Origin of the sequence: Mesorhizobium sp. M8A.F.Ca.ET.207.01.1.1, from assembly GCF_004794715.1 — a bacterium.
Lineage (GTDB): Bacteria > Pseudomonadota > Alphaproteobacteria > Rhizobiales > Rhizobiaceae > Mesorhizobium.
The window spans coordinates 296,892-311,364 of the sequence record NZ_SRUS01000001.1; the positions used below are offsets into that span (position 1 = coordinate 296,892).

The following is a 14,473-nucleotide window of genomic DNA, read 5'->3' on the forward strand; positions in this document are numbered from 1 at the left end:
CCGATGGCGCAACCGCCGATCAGGATTGCCATCGCTGGCGCGCTCGGCCGCATGGGGCGCCAGATGGCGGATGCGGTGCGGGCCGATGCGCGTCTGGCGCTTGCCGCCCGCTTTCACCGCCCAGGCAGTGTCGGTGACGGGCTGGTGAGCCGCGAGGAAGCGCTTGCCGCGGCCGATGTGGTCATGGACTTCACCACTGCGGCAGCCTCCGCCGGCCTGGCGAGAGTCTGTGCGGATCGGGGCGGGCCAGCCTTGGTGATTGGCTCGACCGGTTTCGATACGGCCGAAGCGGCCATTATTGCCGATGCCGCCAAAAACATCGCGATAGTCCGCTCCGGCAGCTTTTCGCTCGGCCTGAACATGCTGGTCGGATTGGTCGAGCAGGCGGCGGGGGCACTCGCTCCGCAAGACTGGGATGCCGAGATTTTCGAGGCGCATCATCGCCACAAGGTCGATGCGCCGTCGGGCACGGCGCTGATGCTGGGGTACGCCGTTGCAGTCGGGCGCGGCGTCGAACTGGACATGGTGGCAAGGCGCGTCCGCGATGGCGCCACCGGCGCGCGGCCGGTGGGCGAGATCGGCTTCGCGGTGGCGCGCGGCGGCAGCATCGTCGGCGAGCACAGTGTCTCCTTCTGCGCCGAGGGCGAGACCGTCACCGTGTCGCATGTGGCCGGCGACCGCGTCATGTTCGCGCGTGGCGCCATCGCCGCCGCTCTCTGGGTGGCGGGCCGCACTCCCGGCGAATACGACATGCGCGACGTCCTGGGGCAGAGCGCTCGGGCGTGACGCTGCGAACGATTTTTTTGCCTCGCGGCTGAAAGCCAGCTGAAAGCTTGGGCATGTCATGACGGTTTTGCGGTGTCACCGCATGTCCGGCCCGCGACGGTCGGCGAGGGAGGAATGCGGCGCGGCTTCACAGCACGTCGCCCAAATGGAGGAAGTTTTGTGACCGGTTTCATCTCGAAGTGTGCGTTGCGCACCGTTGCCTTGACGCTAGCCATCACCGCCACGGGCGCCACGGCGGCATCGGCGGCCGACGAAAAGATTTCCATCATGGTGGGTGGCTACGAAAAGCAGATCTATCTGCCCGCCAAGCTCACCGAAGCCCTGGGCTACTTCAAGGACGAGGGTCTCGACGTCGAGTTGCTGAACGAACCGGCCGGCGTCGATGCCGAAAACGAGATGCTGGCCGGCGCCGTGCAAGGCGTTGTCGGCTTCTACGACCATTGCATCGACCTCCAGGCCAAAGGCAAATTCGTCGAGTCCATTGTCCAGTTCAGCCAGGCGCCCGGCGAGGTCGAACTGGTTTCGACGAAGCATCCCGAAATCAAGTCGCCGGCCGATTTCAAGGGCATGAGCCTTGGTGTCACCGGCCTCGGCTCCTCGACAAACTTCCTGACGGAATACCTTGCCGTGAAGAACGGCTTGAAGCTGGGTGAATTCACCTCAATCCCGGTCGGCGCCGGCGATACATTCATCGCCGCCATGCAACAGGACAAGATCCAGGCGGGTATGACGACCGAGCCGACCATCACCCGGCTACTCAAGACGGGTGAGGCCAAAGTCCTTATCGACATGCGTACGATGGAAGGCACAAAAGCCGCGCTCGGCGGCACATACCCGGCCGCGTCACTCTACATGCAGACAGACTGGGTCGAGGCCCACAAGGATGTGGTGCAGAAGCTGGCCAATGCTTTCGTCAAGACGCAGAAATTCATCAATACCCATAGCGGCGCCGAAATCGCCGACAAGATGCCGAAGGACTACTATGTCGGCGACAAGGAGGGCTATGTGAAGGCCCTCGATGCCGGCAAGGCGATGTTCACCGCCGACGGCGTAATGCCCGAGGGCGGCCCCGAGACGGTGCTGACTGTGCTGTCGGCCTTCAAGAAGGACCTGCAAGGCAAGCAGATCGACCTGTCGAAGACCTACACGACGGAATTCGTCAAGAACGCGAAGTAAACCCGTCTGCCGGCGCGATGCACCGCCTCGTGCCGGCAATCGTCTGGTTTTCACGTCCGGAGGCCCTGGCCGACGGCGGTTCTTCGTTCGAGGAGTTAGCCCAGCATGGCACAAGAGAAAAGCGCACCGGCAATTGAGCTGATCAATGTCAGCCGCCGCTTCCTGTCACCCACCGGCAAGTCGCTGACCGCGATCCGTGATTTCACCATGACCGTCGAGCGGGGTGAATTCGTCGCCGTCGTCGGCCCGACCGGCTGCGGGAAGTCCACCACCCTCAACCTCGTCACCGGATTGGCGAGCCCAAGCGCGGGCGAGGTCCGGGTCATGGGTGCACCCGTCAAGGGCATCGATTCCCGCATCGGCTTCGTCTTTCAAAGTGACGCGCTGTTTCCATGGCGCACGGTGATCGAGAACGTCATGGCCGGGCCGCTCTTCCGTGGCAGGGCCAAGGCAGAAGCGACGGCCGCGGCGCGCGACTGGCTGGCGCGCGTCGGCTTGGCGCGCTTCGAGCATCACTATCCGCACCAGCTCTCCGGCGGCATGCGCAAGCGCGTCGCGTTGGCGCAGACCTTCATCAATGGCCCCGAGATTCTGCTGATGGACGAGCCGTTCTCCGCGCTCGACGTGCAGACACGTGTTCTCATGCACGAGGAACTGCTGCGTCTGTGGTCCGAAGCCAGGGCTTCGGTCGTTTTCGTCACCCACGACCTGGAGGAAGCAATAGCGCTGGCCGACAAAGTCTATGTGCTGACCGCCGGGCCGGCGACGGTGAAGTCGGTCTACACCATCGACCTGCCGCGCCCTCGCGTCGTCGCCGACATCCGTTACGAGCAAAGCTTCATCGACTATTCGCGCACCATCTGGGCCGATCTCAAGGAAGAGGTCGAGACCAGCTATGCCCGCGCTGCCGCGTGAGGGAGGACACAATGACCGATGCCACCATCGACATCAGGGCAGGAAGTTTCAGGCCGGGAACTTCGGACGCCGAAATAGAGGCCGCCGCCGCCAAGGCCGCGCAGCATCGTCGCCGCACGGTGATCTTCTGGCGGTATGCCATCCTCATCGTCTTCCTCGCCGCCTGGGAAGTCGCCGGGCGCAAGGCCTGGATCGATCCGTTCTTCTACGCCACGCCAAGCGCGATCGCGCAGAGGCTCTATGAGTGGACGACGGAAGGCACGTCCGAAGGGCCGCTCTGGTACCATCTCTACGTCACGATGGAGGAATCCGTCCTCGGCTTCGTCACAGGCTCGGTTGCCGGCATCATCATCGGCGTCGCGCTTGGCCGCAACCGCATGGCCGCCGACATCTTTTCCATCTACATCAAGGTCATCAACTCCATTCCTCGCGTGGTGCTGGCGCCGATCTTCATCATGATCCTCGGCCTTGGCCTTGCTTCGAAAGTGGCGCTGGCCTTCATCATGGTGTTCTTCGTCGTCTTCCATAACGCCTTCCAGGGCGTGCGCGAGGCCGACCGGGCGATGATCGCCAATGCCCGTATCCTCGGCGCCTCCGACTGGCAGCTGACCCGCTCGGTGATCGTGCCGTCGGCGATGAGCTGGATCTTCGCCAGCCTGCACGTCAGCTTCGGCTTCGCCATCATCGGCGCCATCGTCGGCGAGTTCGTCGGCTCACGCTATGGTATCGGGCTCTTGATCAACATCGCCAAGGGCTCCTTCGACGCCGCCGGCATGTATGCCGCGATCGTCATCATCATGGTCGTGGCGCTGGGTGCGGAATATCTGATGACGATGGTCGAGAACCGGCTGGCGAAATGGCGTCCGCAGCCGCTGCACGAGACGCAGTAAGCAGATCGGAGCGGGGCAAGGACCCCTAGCCGCCGGCCAACGGCAGGCGCACCTCGACGACCAGGCCGCCGGTCGCGCCATCCGCAAGGGTGATGCGACCGCTGGCATTTTCGACCACCTCGCGCACGATGGCGAGCCCGAGGCCGCTGCCTTCGTCGGTCGCGCCGGTGAGCCGATAGAAGCGCTCGAAGACATGGTCGCGCTCGTCGGCGGGTATGCCTGGCCCGTCGTCGGTAACCGTCAGCACGGCCTCGCCACCGGCGGCGGCGAGCTTGACGGTGACGGTGCCGCCTGCCGGTGTGTAGCGCAGGGCGTTGTCGACGAGATTGACGATCATCTCCCGCAGCATCGTGCCGTCCCCGATGACCGGTACGGCGCCAGTCTCATCGAGGCCAAGATCGACGTTGCGATCAATGGCCCTCGGCGCGTGCGTTTCCAGCACTTGGCGCGCGGCTTGCGTCAGGTCGATGCGATCGGCACGCGGTCGCCGGCTGCCCGGTTCCGCGCGCGACAAGGTCAAGAGCTGTTCGGCCAGCCTCGCCAGCCGGGCGGAGCTTGCCTGCAGGGCGACAAGCGCTTCCTTGCGCGCATCCACAGCGTTTTCGCGCAGCGCGTAGCTCGCTTGCGTCGACAACAGCGCCAGCGGCGTGCGCAACTGATGCGCGGCATTGGCGATGAAACGGCGCTGCGCCGCCATCTGCGCCCGCACCCGTTCCATATAGGCATTGAGCGCATCGACCAGCGGCCGGATTTCGCTCTGCGCACCGGCGACTTCGATGGGGTCGAGTTCGCTGCGTTTCGGTGAGCGCACTGCGTCGCGCAGCCGGATGAGCGGCGTCAATCCTCGCCGCAGGCCGAGCAGCACGAAGACGCCGGCAATCGCCACCAGCGCCAGTTGCTGGGTGAAGGCGCTGAACCAGAGATGCCGCACCATCGCGTCGTGGCCGAAAAGCGTGACGCCGACGGTGACCGATATCGGCGAGTCGCCGCCGGCGCCGACCACCGCGTGCGTAAATGTCAGCAGCCGCAGCGTCTGGTCGCGATAGGTCGCTTCGATGCTGGGGCGTCCAGGCGTCTTGGGTAGCCCGGGATAGCCTGTCAACAGCCGCCCTCCGGCGGCTTCGACACCGTAGTAGACCCTGTCGCGGTCGCCGGTGTCGAACATCTCGAGCGCTGCCGGCGGCACCGTGGCGTTGATCACTCCGTCGGTCATTGCGACCTGCTCGGCAATCATCCGTGCCGAACCGACCAACATGCGATCAGTGATCAGATCGGCGGTCGCCAGGGCATTGCCATGGCTGGTCCACAGATTGACGGTGGCGAGCCCGGCGAGCGGCAACACCACCCAGGCCAGAAGTTGCAGCCGAAGACTGTTAATTCTCATGGCACCAGATCATCGTGCCGCAAGAGATAGCCGAGGCCACGCAAAGTGGCGATCTGGACGCGCGACCCTTCAAGCTTCTTGCGCACACGGTGCACATAGATCTCGATGGCGCTGGGATCGGCGTCGGTCTCGAAATCATAGATCGCCGCGGACAGTGCGGCCTTGCTTACGGTGCGTCCTGCCTTGATCATCAATTGCTCGAGCACGGCATGTTCGCGCGGCGTCAGCGCCAGCGCCTCCCCGCCGAGCGAGAACAGCCTGGTGTTGGTGTCGAAGACGAGGTCGCCGCAGGCAACGACCGGTGCCGTCCGGTCATTGACGCGGCGCAGTTGCACGCGGATGCGTGCTTCAAGCTCCTCGATCTGGAAGGGCTTCGCCAGGTAATCGTCGGCGCCTTCGTTGAGGCCTTTGACCCGGCCATCGAGGCTGGCGTTGGCGGTCAGTACGATCACCGGCACCCGGTTGCCGCGGGCTCGCAGCATGCGCAGCACTTCCAGTCCGCCCATGCGAGGCAGCGCAAGATCGAGAATGACAAGCGCGTGGTCGCCCGCGGCAAGCGCGTGCTCGACATCCTCGCCGTCATGGACGATGTCGACGACATAGTTCGCCTGGCGCAAGGTCTTGCCCAGCCAGTCCGCCAGTTCGCGATTGTCCTCCACAAGCAGCAATCGCATGTCTATTGCCGTTCCAGCATCCGCCCGCTTTCGGTCTCAACGGGCCGCCTCGGGCTCGATCGTCGATCCCATTCGCCAATCGGACCCGAAATGATCGATAGTATCGATCGCAACGCAAGGCAAATGCGGCTTGGGCCGTGGCCGGCGAAACCTCCAAACTGTCCGAGCGACGATTCCAATCAGCCGGACCCAGGCCAGAGCAATTGGGGCAACTGATCCACGCAGGGCCTCGACGACCTCGACGACAAAGAGCGGTGGGCTTGGCCCGCCGCTCTTGTTTTTGGATGAGCCCAGGGCATTGGCGTCATCGCCCGATCTTCGCAGTCGGCAAAAAACATTTCACGTTCAGGAATAAAACCAGGCTGCTTCTGGTCTTCTCCTCAGCGGAACCATCCGCCCAAGACGCCGCCCAACGGATGAACCAGGAGATTGAAATGAACAGGCTTGCTCTCGCTACCGCCGCTATCCTTATCGCATCCGGAAGTGCGTTCGCCGGCAGCGACCACTATGGCTCCGACAATGCCAACCAGCCGGTTGCCCCGGTCGCTGGCGTGGATCACGCAGTCACCGGCGCCGTCGACAACAAGACGAATATGACCAGCCACAAGGCTGCCGACACCAAGATGAAGCCCGCCATCGACTGGCCGGAGCCCGGCCAGGGCATCTGGGGCAACTGATGTCTCGGGCGCGGCGGACTGTCCGCCGCATCCGCCTGGCATGGGTTCTAGCTTAAATCCTTCGGGCGCAGGCAATGCGTCAGCCGCGCGGAGAACAGGGCGGACCACTCGCCCTCGAAGACGAGGCGCGCAAGGGCTGCTGTCGGCAACTTTTCCTCAAGCCTCTTGCGCGCCTTCGCCTCCGATCGCGGTCCGGCAAGCTGTTCTGCCAGGTCCTCAAGCCCCGGATTATGGCCAACCACCACAAGGCAAAGGCTCGACGGGTCGGCCTTATGGATTTGGTCCAGAATGTCCGCAGCCGAAGCTTCGTAGAGTGGCTGAGCAAACGCGACTCGTGGATGCACCGGCAACTCCGCGGCCACCAATCGCCAGGTGTCGCGGGTGCGTAGCGCCGACGACACCAGCGCCTGATCCGGCAGCCAGTCACGCGCGGCAAGCTCGCGGCCGATCAATCGGGCTGCCTTCAATCCACGTTCCGCGAGCGGCCGGTCGAAATCATCGAGATCAGGATCATCCCAGCTCGATTTGGCATGGCGAAGCAGGAGAAGCTGTTTCATGGCCGCGTTCTCGGCTTAAGGCGTGATCCGCGCCAGATGCTCCAGGTCGGCTTCCTCACGCAGCGGGTCGGGCGCCATCACCACCGAGGTGCCGTTCTCGGCATCCTCGGCAAAGTGGGCAAGCACGGCGCGGCCCGCCTCCATGCGCGCCTTGCCTTCGGCCACCAGTCCCAGCGCCAGCGGATAGAGCCGATGCTCGGCCTTCAGCACCCGGGCAGCCAGCGTATCGGCATTGTCGCCGACCATCACCGGCACCGCCGCCTGGGCGATGATCGGGCCGTCATCCATCTCGGGCGTCACGAAATGCACCGTGCAACCATGGATGCGGATGCCGGCGGCTAGCGCGCGGGCATGGGTATCGAGCCCCTTGAACGCCGGCAGCAGGGCAGGGTGGATGTTGATCATGCGGCCCTGCCATTTCTGGACGAAGCCGGGTGTGAGGATGCGCATATAGCCGGCCAGCGCCACGATCTCGGCATGGAAGGCCGCGAGTGCCGCGTCGATCGCCGCGTCATGTGCCTGCTTGCCGCCGTGGTCGGCGCGGGAAATGACCTGTGTGGCGATGCCGCGTGCCTTGGCGACGCCGAGGCCGGCGGCGTCCGCCTTGTCGGAGATGACGCCGACGATCTCGGCCGGGAAGGCCGGGTCGCTGGCCGCCGCGATAAGCGCGGTCATGTTGGAGCCGCGCCCCGATATCAGGACGACGGTGCGCTTTCTTTGCGTGCTCATAGGCCGATCGAGCCCCGATAGATGACGCCGGCGTCCCGGCGCGGCACGATGCGGCCGATCGGCGTCACCGTCTCGCCGGCTTCCTGAAGCACGGCAGCGACCTGCGCCGCCTGACCCGAGGCGACAGCCAAAATCATGCCGATGCCGCAGTTGAAGGTGCGCATCATCTCTTCCGGCGCCACGCCGCCGGTCTTGGCCAGCCACGAGAACACCGGCGGCACGTCGATCGCCTCGAGATCAAGCTCGGCCGAGAAATCCTTGGGCAGCACGCGCGGAATGTTTTCCGGGAAGCCGCCGCCGGTGATGTGGGCGAGCGCCTTGATGCCATGCGTGTTGCGAATCGCCTTCAGGATCGATTTCACATAGATGCGGGTCGGCTCGAGCAGCGCCTCGGCGAGGCTCGCCTCATCGTTGAACGGTGCCGGATCGCTCCAGGCAAGGCCGCTCGCGGCAACGATGCGGCGCACCAGCGAGAAACCGTTGGAGTGGAGGCCGGAAGAGGCAAGGCCGAGCAGCACGTCGCCTTCGACGATGTCGTCAGTGGGCAAAAGTTGCCCGCGTTCAGCGGCCCCAACGGCAAAGCCGGCGAGATCATAGTCCTTGCCGTGATACATGCCGGGCATTTCGGCGGTCTCGCCGCCGATCAGCGCGCAGCCGGCTTGGCGGCAGCCCTGCGCGATGCCGCCGACGATCGCGGCACCCTGGTCGGGATCGAGTTTGCCGGTGGCGAAATAGTCGAGGAAGAACAGCGGCTCCGCGCCCTGCACGACGATGTCGTTGACGCACATGGCGACGAGGTCGATGCCGATCGTGTCGTGCTTGCCGGCATCGATGGCGATCTTGAGCTTGGTGCCGACGCCGTCATTGGCGGCGACCAGCACCGGATCGGTGAAACCGGCCGCCTTGAGATCGAACAGACCGCCGAAGCCGCCGATCTCGCCATCCGCGCCTGGCCGGCGGGTCGCGCGCACCAGCGGCTTGATCTTCTCCACCATGAGATTGCCGGCATCGATGTCGACGCCGGCCTCGGCATAGGTGAGCCCGTTTCTGCGCTTGGCCGTTTTGTTCTGGCCCGTTTTATGCTGGCCGGTTTCGCGCTTGCTCATCGCAATTTTCCTGCTCGTTTGCGGGCTCTTCGCATGAACGGTTTCGGTCCGCAAGGATAACGGCCGAACCGGGCACCGTTTGGCCCGACAAAAGCGTGGATAGCCGGGCATCGCACACAGCGTTTGCTCCGGCCCAGCCTGCTCCCTTGCCTCGGCCCTTCATCTTCCTCATCTATCTCCAGGCATAATACGGCGGGACAATGCGTTGACCATCCCCAACCTGATCACCATCCTGCGCCTTGTCCTGGTGCCTGCCGTGGTGCTGGCCATGCTGCAGGCGCGCTGGGACTGGGCTTTTGCCGGCTTCGTTATTGCAGGCGTTTCCGACGGCATCGACGGCCTCATCGCCCGCCGCTTCGACCAGCAGTCGACGCTCGGCGCCTATCTCGATCCGATGGCCGACAAGCTGCTTTTGGTTTCGGTGTTCGTCGTCATGGGCTTCATCGGGCAATTGCCGCTCTGGCTGGTCGTCACCATGGTGTCACGCGACGCGCTGATCGTCTGCGCGGTTCTGTTGTCCACGGTGATGGCCCATCCGGTCGAGATAAAACCGTTTCTTGTGTCGAAGGCCAATACCGCCATACAGATCGTGCTGGCGGCGGTCGTGCTGGGTGAACTCGCCTTTGCCGTGCACCTCGACCCTCTGCGGCCCGCCCTCATATTGCTGTCCGGGGTCTTGACCGTGGCTTCGGCCGCGGCCTATCTCGTGGCTTGGCTGAGGCATATGAACGGCTATGGCGAAGGCGGTAAATCGGGCTGACAAGCCCATCGACGGCAAGGCTGCCCGCAAGCCGGCTGCCCGCAAAGCGGTGACGCGGGGCAAGACCGTCGACGACCAGATGGTCGTCGACGTTCCGGCCGGCGAGACGGCGGCGGAGGCAGAGGCGGCGTCGACCTTCTACCGCCAGATCTTCTTCTGGCTGGCGGGTGCCGCGATCCTGGCGCTTTTCCTTTATGTCTTCAGCGGCGTCCTGCTGCCCTTCGTCGCCGGCATGGTGCTTGCCTATTTCCTCGATCCGGTCGCCGACCGGCTGCAGCGGCTCGGCCTCAGCCGTTTCATGGCGACGGTGGTCATCCTCATTACCTTCCTGATCGTGCTGGTGCTGGCCTTCGTCATCCTCATTCCGGTGCTGGCGACGCAGATGACCGATTTCGCCGGCAAGCTGCCGGAGTACCTGACCCGGTTGCAGAGCCTGATCACGTCGTTCGACCCGAAATGGCTGGAACAGAGATTCGGCGTCAACGCCAATGGCTTGCGCGACGGATTGAATTCGCTGCTGACTTCCGGCTTTGGCCTGATCACCACCGTATTTACCTCGCTGTGGAGTTCGGGCATGGCGCTGGTCTCGGTGGTCAGCCTGTTCGTGGTGACGCCGGTCGTGGCCTTCTACATGCTGCTCGACTGGGACCGCATGGTGGCGGTCATCGACAGCTGGGTGCCGCGCGACAACGTCGCGACGGTGCGCGCCATCGCGCGCGACATCAACACCGCCACTGCCGGCTTCGTGCGCGGGCAGGGCACGCTTTGCCTGGTGCTGGGCGCCATGTACGCCACCGGCTTGACGCTGACGGGGCTGAACTTCGCCATCCTCATCGGCCTGTTCGCCGGGCTGATCTCCTTCATCCCCTATGTCGGCTCATTGACCGGGCTGGTGCTGGCCGTCGGCGTTGCCTTCGTCCAGTTCTGGCCGGACTGGACGATGATCGTCGCCGTTGCCGTGGTCTTCTTCATCGGCCAGTTCATCGAAGGCAACATCCTGCAGCCCAGGCTGGTCGGCAAAAGCGTCGGCCTGCACCCGGTGTGGCTGATGTTCGCGCTGTTCGCCTTCGGCGCGCTGTTCGGGTTTGTCGGGCTTTTGATTGCCGTTCCAGCATCCGCGGCGGTGGCCGTTCTGGTGCGCTTCGCCATCGCCCGCTACCTGGAATCGCCGCTCTACAAGGGCCGTGCGACAGAGCTCGCGCCGCCGTTGCCGGCCGATCGCGGCGGCGGCCACCGCACGCAACCGCGTCGCTGAAGTGACTGCCCAGCGAACCGACCCGCCGCGCCAGCTGCCGCTCGATCTCGGCCACGGCACCGGTTATTCGCGCGACGAGCTGGTCGTCTCCGGCACCAACAACCAGGCGGCCGCGCTGGTCGACCGCTGGCCGGATTGGCCAGCACCGGTGGTGGTGCTGGCAGGCCCCGCTGGTTCGGGCAAAACGCACCTGGCCTCGATCTGGCGTGCCCGCGCCAACGCGCTTGCCGTCGACGCCAGGCGCATGGGCGACAGCATCGCCAATCTCGGTGCGCGGCCGGCGCTGATCGACGATGTCGATATCGGCGCGGTCGATGAGGAGGGCCTGTTCCATTTGATTAATACCGTGCGCGGTGCCGGCTCGACGCTGCTCTTGACGGCGCGACGCTTTCCGTCGGCCTGGGGCGTCAAGCTGCCCGATCTTGCCTCGCGTTTGAAGGCGGCGGCGACCGTCGAGATCCACGAGCCCGACGATCTCCTGCTCGCCGGCGTCATCACCAAGCTGTTCGCCGACCGGCAGGTCGAGGTCGAACCGCATGTCGTGCAGTATCTGGTGCGGCGCATCGAGCGTTCGCTGGCCACCGCGATGCGCGTGGTGGAGCGTCTGGATCGCACCGCGCTGGAGCGCAAGATGGCGATCACAAGGGCATTGGCGGCCGAAACCGTCAACGCCATGGACGAGGGGCAGGGCGAATTCGAGATTTAGAGTGCCTCGATGTTACAATCGCTCCGCAACCGCCGTCCCATTTCGGGAAATAACAGCTGGCACCCATCTTGCAGTGTGAGCTTGCCGGCTGACCCCGGTCCTGATTGCGTTCCAAATCAGGTTGTAGGCTCGCCGGGAATGAGGTGCTTGGGGTTCTCGCCCGGCGAGCTTGCCTTTCACTTGCGGCCAATCACAGCCAAAGTCTGACGAAATGCCGGACCGACGGCTGAATGCGCGGCAATATAGCAGGCCGCGACCAGCACAAAAATCCCGGTGCTGGCTGCCCACGAACGGGAGGCAACGATGCCTGGTGCCAGCCTAGCGTGCCCGCGGCTCTCGCGATTGTTCCACATCGCCAAGGCTGCACAGGCGATCGCCCACGTCACCATGAAGGGAACCGTCACGCCCGCATAGGCAAAATAGGCCGGCCCGAACAGCGACACCCAAGCATCGATCCCAAGCACCGCAAATCCCCCATTTTGCCGGAGTTTAAGCCGGCAATAGCGAGGGAAGCGAGCCTGAAATGATGAAGCCCGGATATTGGCCAAAAGCCCTTGATGCTCGCTCAATCCAGACGCGATTGCACGAAGTCGATGAAGGCGCGCACCTTGGCCGGCGCGAAACGAAGACGATCAAGGGCAAGACAAGTACGGCGGCCTTGATTGCGGCTCTCGTCGCCGGCGAGGGCGCCTAGATCGCATGGGATAAGAAGGGATGGTCGGAGTGGAGAGATTCGAACTCCCGACCCTCTGGTCCCAAACCAGATGCGCTACCAGCCTGCGCTACACTCCGAACGGTCTGTTGCCTATTCATTTCGGTGTTACATGGCAAGTGCAAAAACCTTGCCGCCGCTGCCAATGCGCAGTAATGACGGCCCTAGGGCGGCGATGCCGCCTTGCACAACAATGAGGTGGCCATGTCCGCGCGCATTTTCAGCCCAGCCAAAACCGCGATGCAGTCCGGCAAGGCCAAGACCGGCCACTGGGTGTTGGAATTCGATCCCGAGATGCGCAAGAAGATCGACCCCCTGATGGGCTACACCACGTCGGGAGACATGAGAAGCCAGATCAGGCTCACCTTCGGCACCAAGGAAGAGGCCGTCGCCTACGCCGAAAAGGAAGGGCTTGCCTTCCGCGTCGAAGAGCCGAAAGAGCCCAAGCGCCGCCAGATTTCCTATGCGGAGAATTTCCGCTATGACCGCAGGACGCCCTGGACGCATTGACCGGCTAGCCCAGCGCGAACATCTACCGGCCCCGAGCCGGCCAGCGGTCCCGTAGCTCAGCTGGATAGAGCACCGGCCTTCTAAGCCGATGGTCACAGGTTCGAATCCTGTCGGGATCGCCATAATTTCAAAGGCTTACGCCGCATGGCCTGACGAGGTCAACCAATCCTCACCCTTGCCTGCCAGTGCCGCGACGCCGGTGCAATGGAGGCCTGGAACGGCAGTCTCGGGCCCACCGGCGCGGGGGTCCCTGGAATTATTTCGTGATCTGTCCGGTTGGAACCTCGGCCAAGCCCAGGCGTTCGGGGCCTTGTATTCGTGGAGCCTCATGAAAGGCAATGTGCGGTCCGGCGAATAGGGTGGGGCAGGCACAACGAGAATGGGTTGGGGGAGGAGAAGCCAGGCCATGTCGAAACGTGAGATTGGAACGTCCCCTGCCTTGGTGCGGCGCATCGCCGAACTCAGGGCCCGCATGCAGGATGCCGAAATTTCCGGCCATGAAATGAAAACCTTTCACAAGGTCGCCGCCATCATGGGGGCCGGCGACGGTTCCTTGTGGCTGGATGCCGACGACATGATCGCGGCATCCTTCGTCGTCGAGGCGGCTGGACAGGCGTCCAACCGCTGACTTCGGAATTCTCCCTGTCAGGAATCCGATGAGCCTTCAACACCGGGGCACGGCCGCCTGTTGGCGATCGTGCCCGCCCCCGGCCATCCGATCCCGTCTCCCTGCCATCCGATCTCGAATTGAAAGGAAAGTCTTATCATTTTGTTTGCGTTGGCACGTCATAGTAGGGACGGCTAACGGAGTGAAGGGGATGAAGCTGGACCTGTCGCCGACCAGCTGGGGCAGGGTGATCGCCGTCACCGCCGCCGGCACGGCATTCTTCATTGCCGTGGCGTTTTTCGTCGATTCGTTCAATTTCCCCTATCTTTCGCCCGAGTCTGTCTTGCGCGCAAAGCTGACCGACCTTCTGCTGCCCCTGGTGCTGGGTGGCTCGTTTCTGTTTTTCCTGATGTGGAAGATCCGCCAACTGGCGATAGCCCAGCGCGACCTCAGTGTCATCGCCGCGACGGACAGCCTGACGGCAGTGCTGAACCGCGGCGCCTTCTCTATGCTGGTCGAGGCCTATCTCGAGCAGACCCGCAAGCAGGAAGAGACCCGTTCCGGCGCGCTGCTGATCATCGATGCCGACCACTTCAAGTCGATCAACGACCGCCTCGGCCATGATTGCGGCGACCAGGCGCTCAAGCTGATCGCGCAGGCGATCAAGGGCCAGCTGCGCGGCGGCGATATCGTCGGACGCATCGGCGGCGAGGAGTTCGGCGTATTCCTTCCCGGTGTCGACCCCTCGCAATCCTGGCTGGTTGCCGAAAGCATCCGCCGACGGATACGCGAAATGGACTTTTCCCCGGGCGGCCGCTCCTGTCCGCTTTCCGTCAGCATAGGCGGTACCAGCTTCAGCGGGCCGACCACCTACGAGGCAATATTCTCGGCCGCCGACAGACGGCTTTATGCCGCGAAATCGAATGGACGCGATCAGGTCAGCTTCGATCCGGCGGAAGCCTCCCTGGCGTCTCCGGCCAGCGCCGCTACCCTGCACTGACGGCAGCCTCGTAGTAGGCTGACACCCAC

General features: G+C 64.0%; 17 protein-coding genes and 2 tRNA genes. 12 read left to right on the plus strand and 7 right to left on the minus strand.

Features of this window, described 5'->3' with window-relative positions; all coding sequences use genetic code 11:
- Positions 1 to 3 precede the first annotated feature (3 nt).
- The 4 genes from dapB to EN850_RS01440 all read left to right on the plus strand — a co-directional run bounded on the left by dapB (position 4) and on the right by EN850_RS01440 (position 3,767).
- Positions 4 to 786: a 4-hydroxy-tetrahydrodipicolinate reductase gene (gene dapB / locus EN850_RS01425; protein WP_136090449.1), complete on the plus strand. Its 783-nt coding sequence runs from the start codon at positions 4 to 6 to the stop codon at positions 784 to 786.
- 171 nt (positions 787 to 957) lie between these two features.
- Complete coding sequence (locus EN850_RS01430; protein ID WP_189590988.1) at positions 958 to 1,962, plus strand: ABC transporter substrate-binding protein; 1,005 nt, start codon at positions 958 to 960, stop codon at positions 1,960 to 1,962.
- Positions 1,963 to 2,067: 105 nt separating this feature from the next.
- Entirely contained in the window at positions 2,068 to 2,877 is an 810-nt protein-coding gene (locus tag EN850_RS01435) for an ABC transporter ATP-binding protein (protein WP_127871470.1), read from the plus strand.
- An 11-nt stretch (positions 2,878 to 2,888) separates the two neighbouring features.
- Entirely contained in the window at positions 2,889 to 3,767 is an 879-nt protein-coding gene (locus tag EN850_RS01440) for an ABC transporter permease (protein ID WP_127276617.1), read from the plus strand.
- 25 nt (positions 3,768 to 3,792) lie between these two features.
- On the opposite strand, the gene EN850_RS01445 is transcribed toward EN850_RS01440, so the two are convergent.
- Complete coding sequence (locus tag EN850_RS01445) at positions 3,793 to 5,151, minus strand: sensor histidine kinase (RefSeq protein WP_135863818.1); 1,359 nt, start codon at positions 5,149 to 5,151, stop codon at positions 3,793 to 3,795.
- On the minus strand, positions 5,148 to 5,825 hold the full coding sequence (locus EN850_RS01450) for a response regulator (RefSeq protein WP_135863820.1): 678 nt from the start codon (positions 5,823 to 5,825) through the stop codon (positions 5,148 to 5,150). Before EN850_RS01450 ends, EN850_RS01445 begins: the two co-directional genes overlap by 4 nt.
- A 434-nt stretch (positions 5,826 to 6,259) precedes the next feature.
- On the opposite strand from EN850_RS01450, the gene EN850_RS01455 reads away from it, so the two are divergent.
- A complete protein-coding gene (locus tag EN850_RS01455) occupies positions 6,260 to 6,502 on the plus strand; it encodes a DUF680 domain-containing protein (protein ID WP_136090451.1) in 243 nt (80 codons plus the stop codon).
- Positions 6,503 to 6,549: 47 nt separating this feature from the next.
- On the opposite strand, the gene EN850_RS01460 is transcribed toward EN850_RS01455, so the two are convergent.
- From EN850_RS01460 to purM, 3 genes are read right to left on the minus strand one after another with little or no spacing between them, the layout of a single operon-like run.
- The gene (locus EN850_RS01460; RefSeq protein WP_127276627.1) at positions 6,550 to 7,059 is read right to left on the minus strand and encodes a histidine phosphatase family protein; all 510 of its coding nucleotides are present in this window, start codon (positions 7,057 to 7,059) and stop codon (positions 6,550 to 6,552) included.
- A gap of 15 nt (positions 7,060 to 7,074) precedes the next feature.
- On the minus strand, positions 7,075 to 7,788 hold the full coding sequence (gene purN / locus EN850_RS01465) for a phosphoribosylglycinamide formyltransferase (protein ID WP_136090452.1): 714 nt from the start codon (positions 7,786 to 7,788) through the stop codon (positions 7,075 to 7,077).
- On the minus strand, positions 7,785 to 8,894 hold the full coding sequence (gene purM, locus EN850_RS01470) for a phosphoribosylformylglycinamidine cyclo-ligase (RefSeq protein WP_136090453.1): 1,110 nt from the start codon (positions 8,892 to 8,894) through the stop codon (positions 7,785 to 7,787). The genes purN and purM overlap by 4 nt, the downstream gene beginning before the upstream one ends.
- A gap of 205 nt (positions 8,895 to 9,099) precedes the next feature.
- Here purM and EN850_RS01475 point away from each other — a divergent pair, with 205 nt between their 5' ends.
- From EN850_RS01475 to hdaA, 3 genes are all read left to right on the plus strand, one after another.
- Positions 9,100 to 9,654 (plus strand): CDP-alcohol phosphatidyltransferase family protein, encoded by a 555-nt coding sequence (locus EN850_RS01475; protein WP_136090454.1) that lies wholly within the window; start codon positions 9,100 to 9,102, stop codon positions 9,652 to 9,654.
- Between the two features lie 79 nt (positions 9,655 to 9,733).
- Positions 9,734 to 10,909 carry an AI-2E family transporter gene (locus tag EN850_RS01480; RefSeq protein ID WP_135883649.1) on the plus strand — a complete coding sequence of 392 codons (1,176 nt, stop codon included), beginning with the start codon at positions 9,734 to 9,736 and terminating at the stop codon, positions 10,907 to 10,909.
- A 1-nt stretch (position 10,910) separates the two neighbouring features.
- The gene (gene hdaA / locus EN850_RS01485; RefSeq protein ID WP_135929010.1) at positions 10,911 to 11,615 is read left to right on the plus strand and encodes a DnaA regulatory inactivator HdaA; all 705 of its coding nucleotides are present in this window, start codon (positions 10,911 to 10,913) and stop codon (positions 11,613 to 11,615) included.
- Positions 11,616 to 11,791: 176 nt separating this feature from the next.
- Here hdaA and EN850_RS01490 read toward each other — a convergent pair whose 3' ends face one another.
- Positions 11,792 to 12,184, minus strand: a complete 393-nt coding sequence (locus EN850_RS01490) for a hypothetical protein (protein WP_246689125.1) — start codon at positions 12,182 to 12,184, stop codon at positions 11,792 to 11,794.
- A gap of 146 nt (positions 12,185 to 12,330) precedes the next feature.
- Positions 12,331 to 12,407 (minus strand) — tRNA-Pro (locus EN850_RS01495).
- Positions 12,408 to 12,531: 124 nt separating this feature from the next.
- On the opposite strand from EN850_RS01495, the gene EN850_RS01500 reads away from it, so the two are divergent.
- The 4 genes from EN850_RS01500 to EN850_RS01515 all read left to right on the plus strand — a co-directional run bounded on the left by EN850_RS01500 (position 12,532) and on the right by EN850_RS01515 (position 14,444).
- On the plus strand, positions 12,532 to 12,837 hold the full coding sequence (locus tag EN850_RS01500) for an ETC complex I subunit (RefSeq protein WP_127276639.1): 306 nt from the start codon (positions 12,532 to 12,534) through the stop codon (positions 12,835 to 12,837).
- Positions 12,838 to 12,882: 45 nt separating this feature from the next.
- Positions 12,883 to 12,959: transfer RNA gene (locus EN850_RS01505), tRNA-Arg, on the plus strand.
- Positions 12,960 to 13,243: 284 nt separating this feature from the next.
- Positions 13,244 to 13,465: a hypothetical protein gene (locus EN850_RS01510; protein ID WP_127276641.1), complete on the plus strand. Its 222-nt coding sequence runs from the start codon at positions 13,244 to 13,246 to the stop codon at positions 13,463 to 13,465.
- 190 nt (positions 13,466 to 13,655) lie between these two features.
- Positions 13,656 to 14,444 (plus strand): GGDEF domain-containing protein, encoded by a 789-nt coding sequence (locus tag EN850_RS01515; RefSeq protein ID WP_135919710.1) that lies wholly within the window; start codon positions 13,656 to 13,658, stop codon positions 14,442 to 14,444.
- Positions 14,445 to 14,473: the final 29 nt, after the last annotated feature.

What these genes read in the sequence shown, in the direction of transcription:
- EN850_RS01460 (WP_127276627.1), bottom strand. Translation starts at nt 7,059, where the DNA reads ATGAAACAGCTTCTCCTGCTTCGCCATGCCAAATCGAGCTGGGATGAT.
- EN850_RS01510 (WP_127276641.1), top strand. Translation starts at nt 13,244, where the DNA reads ATGTCGAAACGTGAGATTGGAACGTCCCCTGCCTTGGTGCGGCGCATC.
- EN850_RS01500 (WP_127276639.1), top strand. Translation starts at nt 12,532, where the DNA reads ATGTCCGCGCGCATTTTCAGCCCAGCCAAAACCGCGATGCAGTCCGGC.
- EN850_RS01450 (WP_135863820.1), bottom strand. Translation starts at nt 5,825, where the DNA reads ATGCGATTGCTGCTTGTGGAGGACAATCGCGAACTGGCGGACTGGCTG.
- purM (WP_136090453.1), bottom strand. Translation starts at nt 8,894, where the DNA reads ATGAGCAAGCGCGAAACCGGCCAGCATAAAACGGGCCAGAACAAAACG.
- EN850_RS01445 (WP_135863818.1), bottom strand. Translation starts at nt 5,151, where the DNA reads ATGAGAATTAACAGTCTTCGGCTGCAACTTCTGGCCTGGGTGGTGTTG.
- EN850_RS01480 (WP_135883649.1), top strand. Translation starts at nt 9,734, where the DNA reads ATGGTCGTCGACGTTCCGGCCGGCGAGACGGCGGCGGAGGCAGAGGCG.
- EN850_RS01435 (WP_127871470.1), top strand. Translation starts at nt 2,068, where the DNA reads ATGGCACAAGAGAAAAGCGCACCGGCAATTGAGCTGATCAATGTCAGC.
- EN850_RS01515 (WP_135919710.1), top strand. Translation starts at nt 13,656, where the DNA reads ATGAAGCTGGACCTGTCGCCGACCAGCTGGGGCAGGGTGATCGCCGTC.
- EN850_RS01455 (WP_136090451.1), top strand. Translation starts at nt 6,260, where the DNA reads ATGAACAGGCTTGCTCTCGCTACCGCCGCTATCCTTATCGCATCCGGA.
- dapB (WP_136090449.1), top strand. Translation starts at nt 4, where the DNA reads ATGGCGCAACCGCCGATCAGGATTGCCATCGCTGGCGCGCTCGGCCGC.
- purN (WP_136090452.1), bottom strand. Translation starts at nt 7,788, where the DNA reads ATGAGCACGCAAAGAAAGCGCACCGTCGTCCTGATATCGGGGCGCGGC.
- EN850_RS01440 (WP_127276617.1), top strand. Translation starts at nt 2,889, where the DNA reads ATGACCGATGCCACCATCGACATCAGGGCAGGAAGTTTCAGGCCGGGA.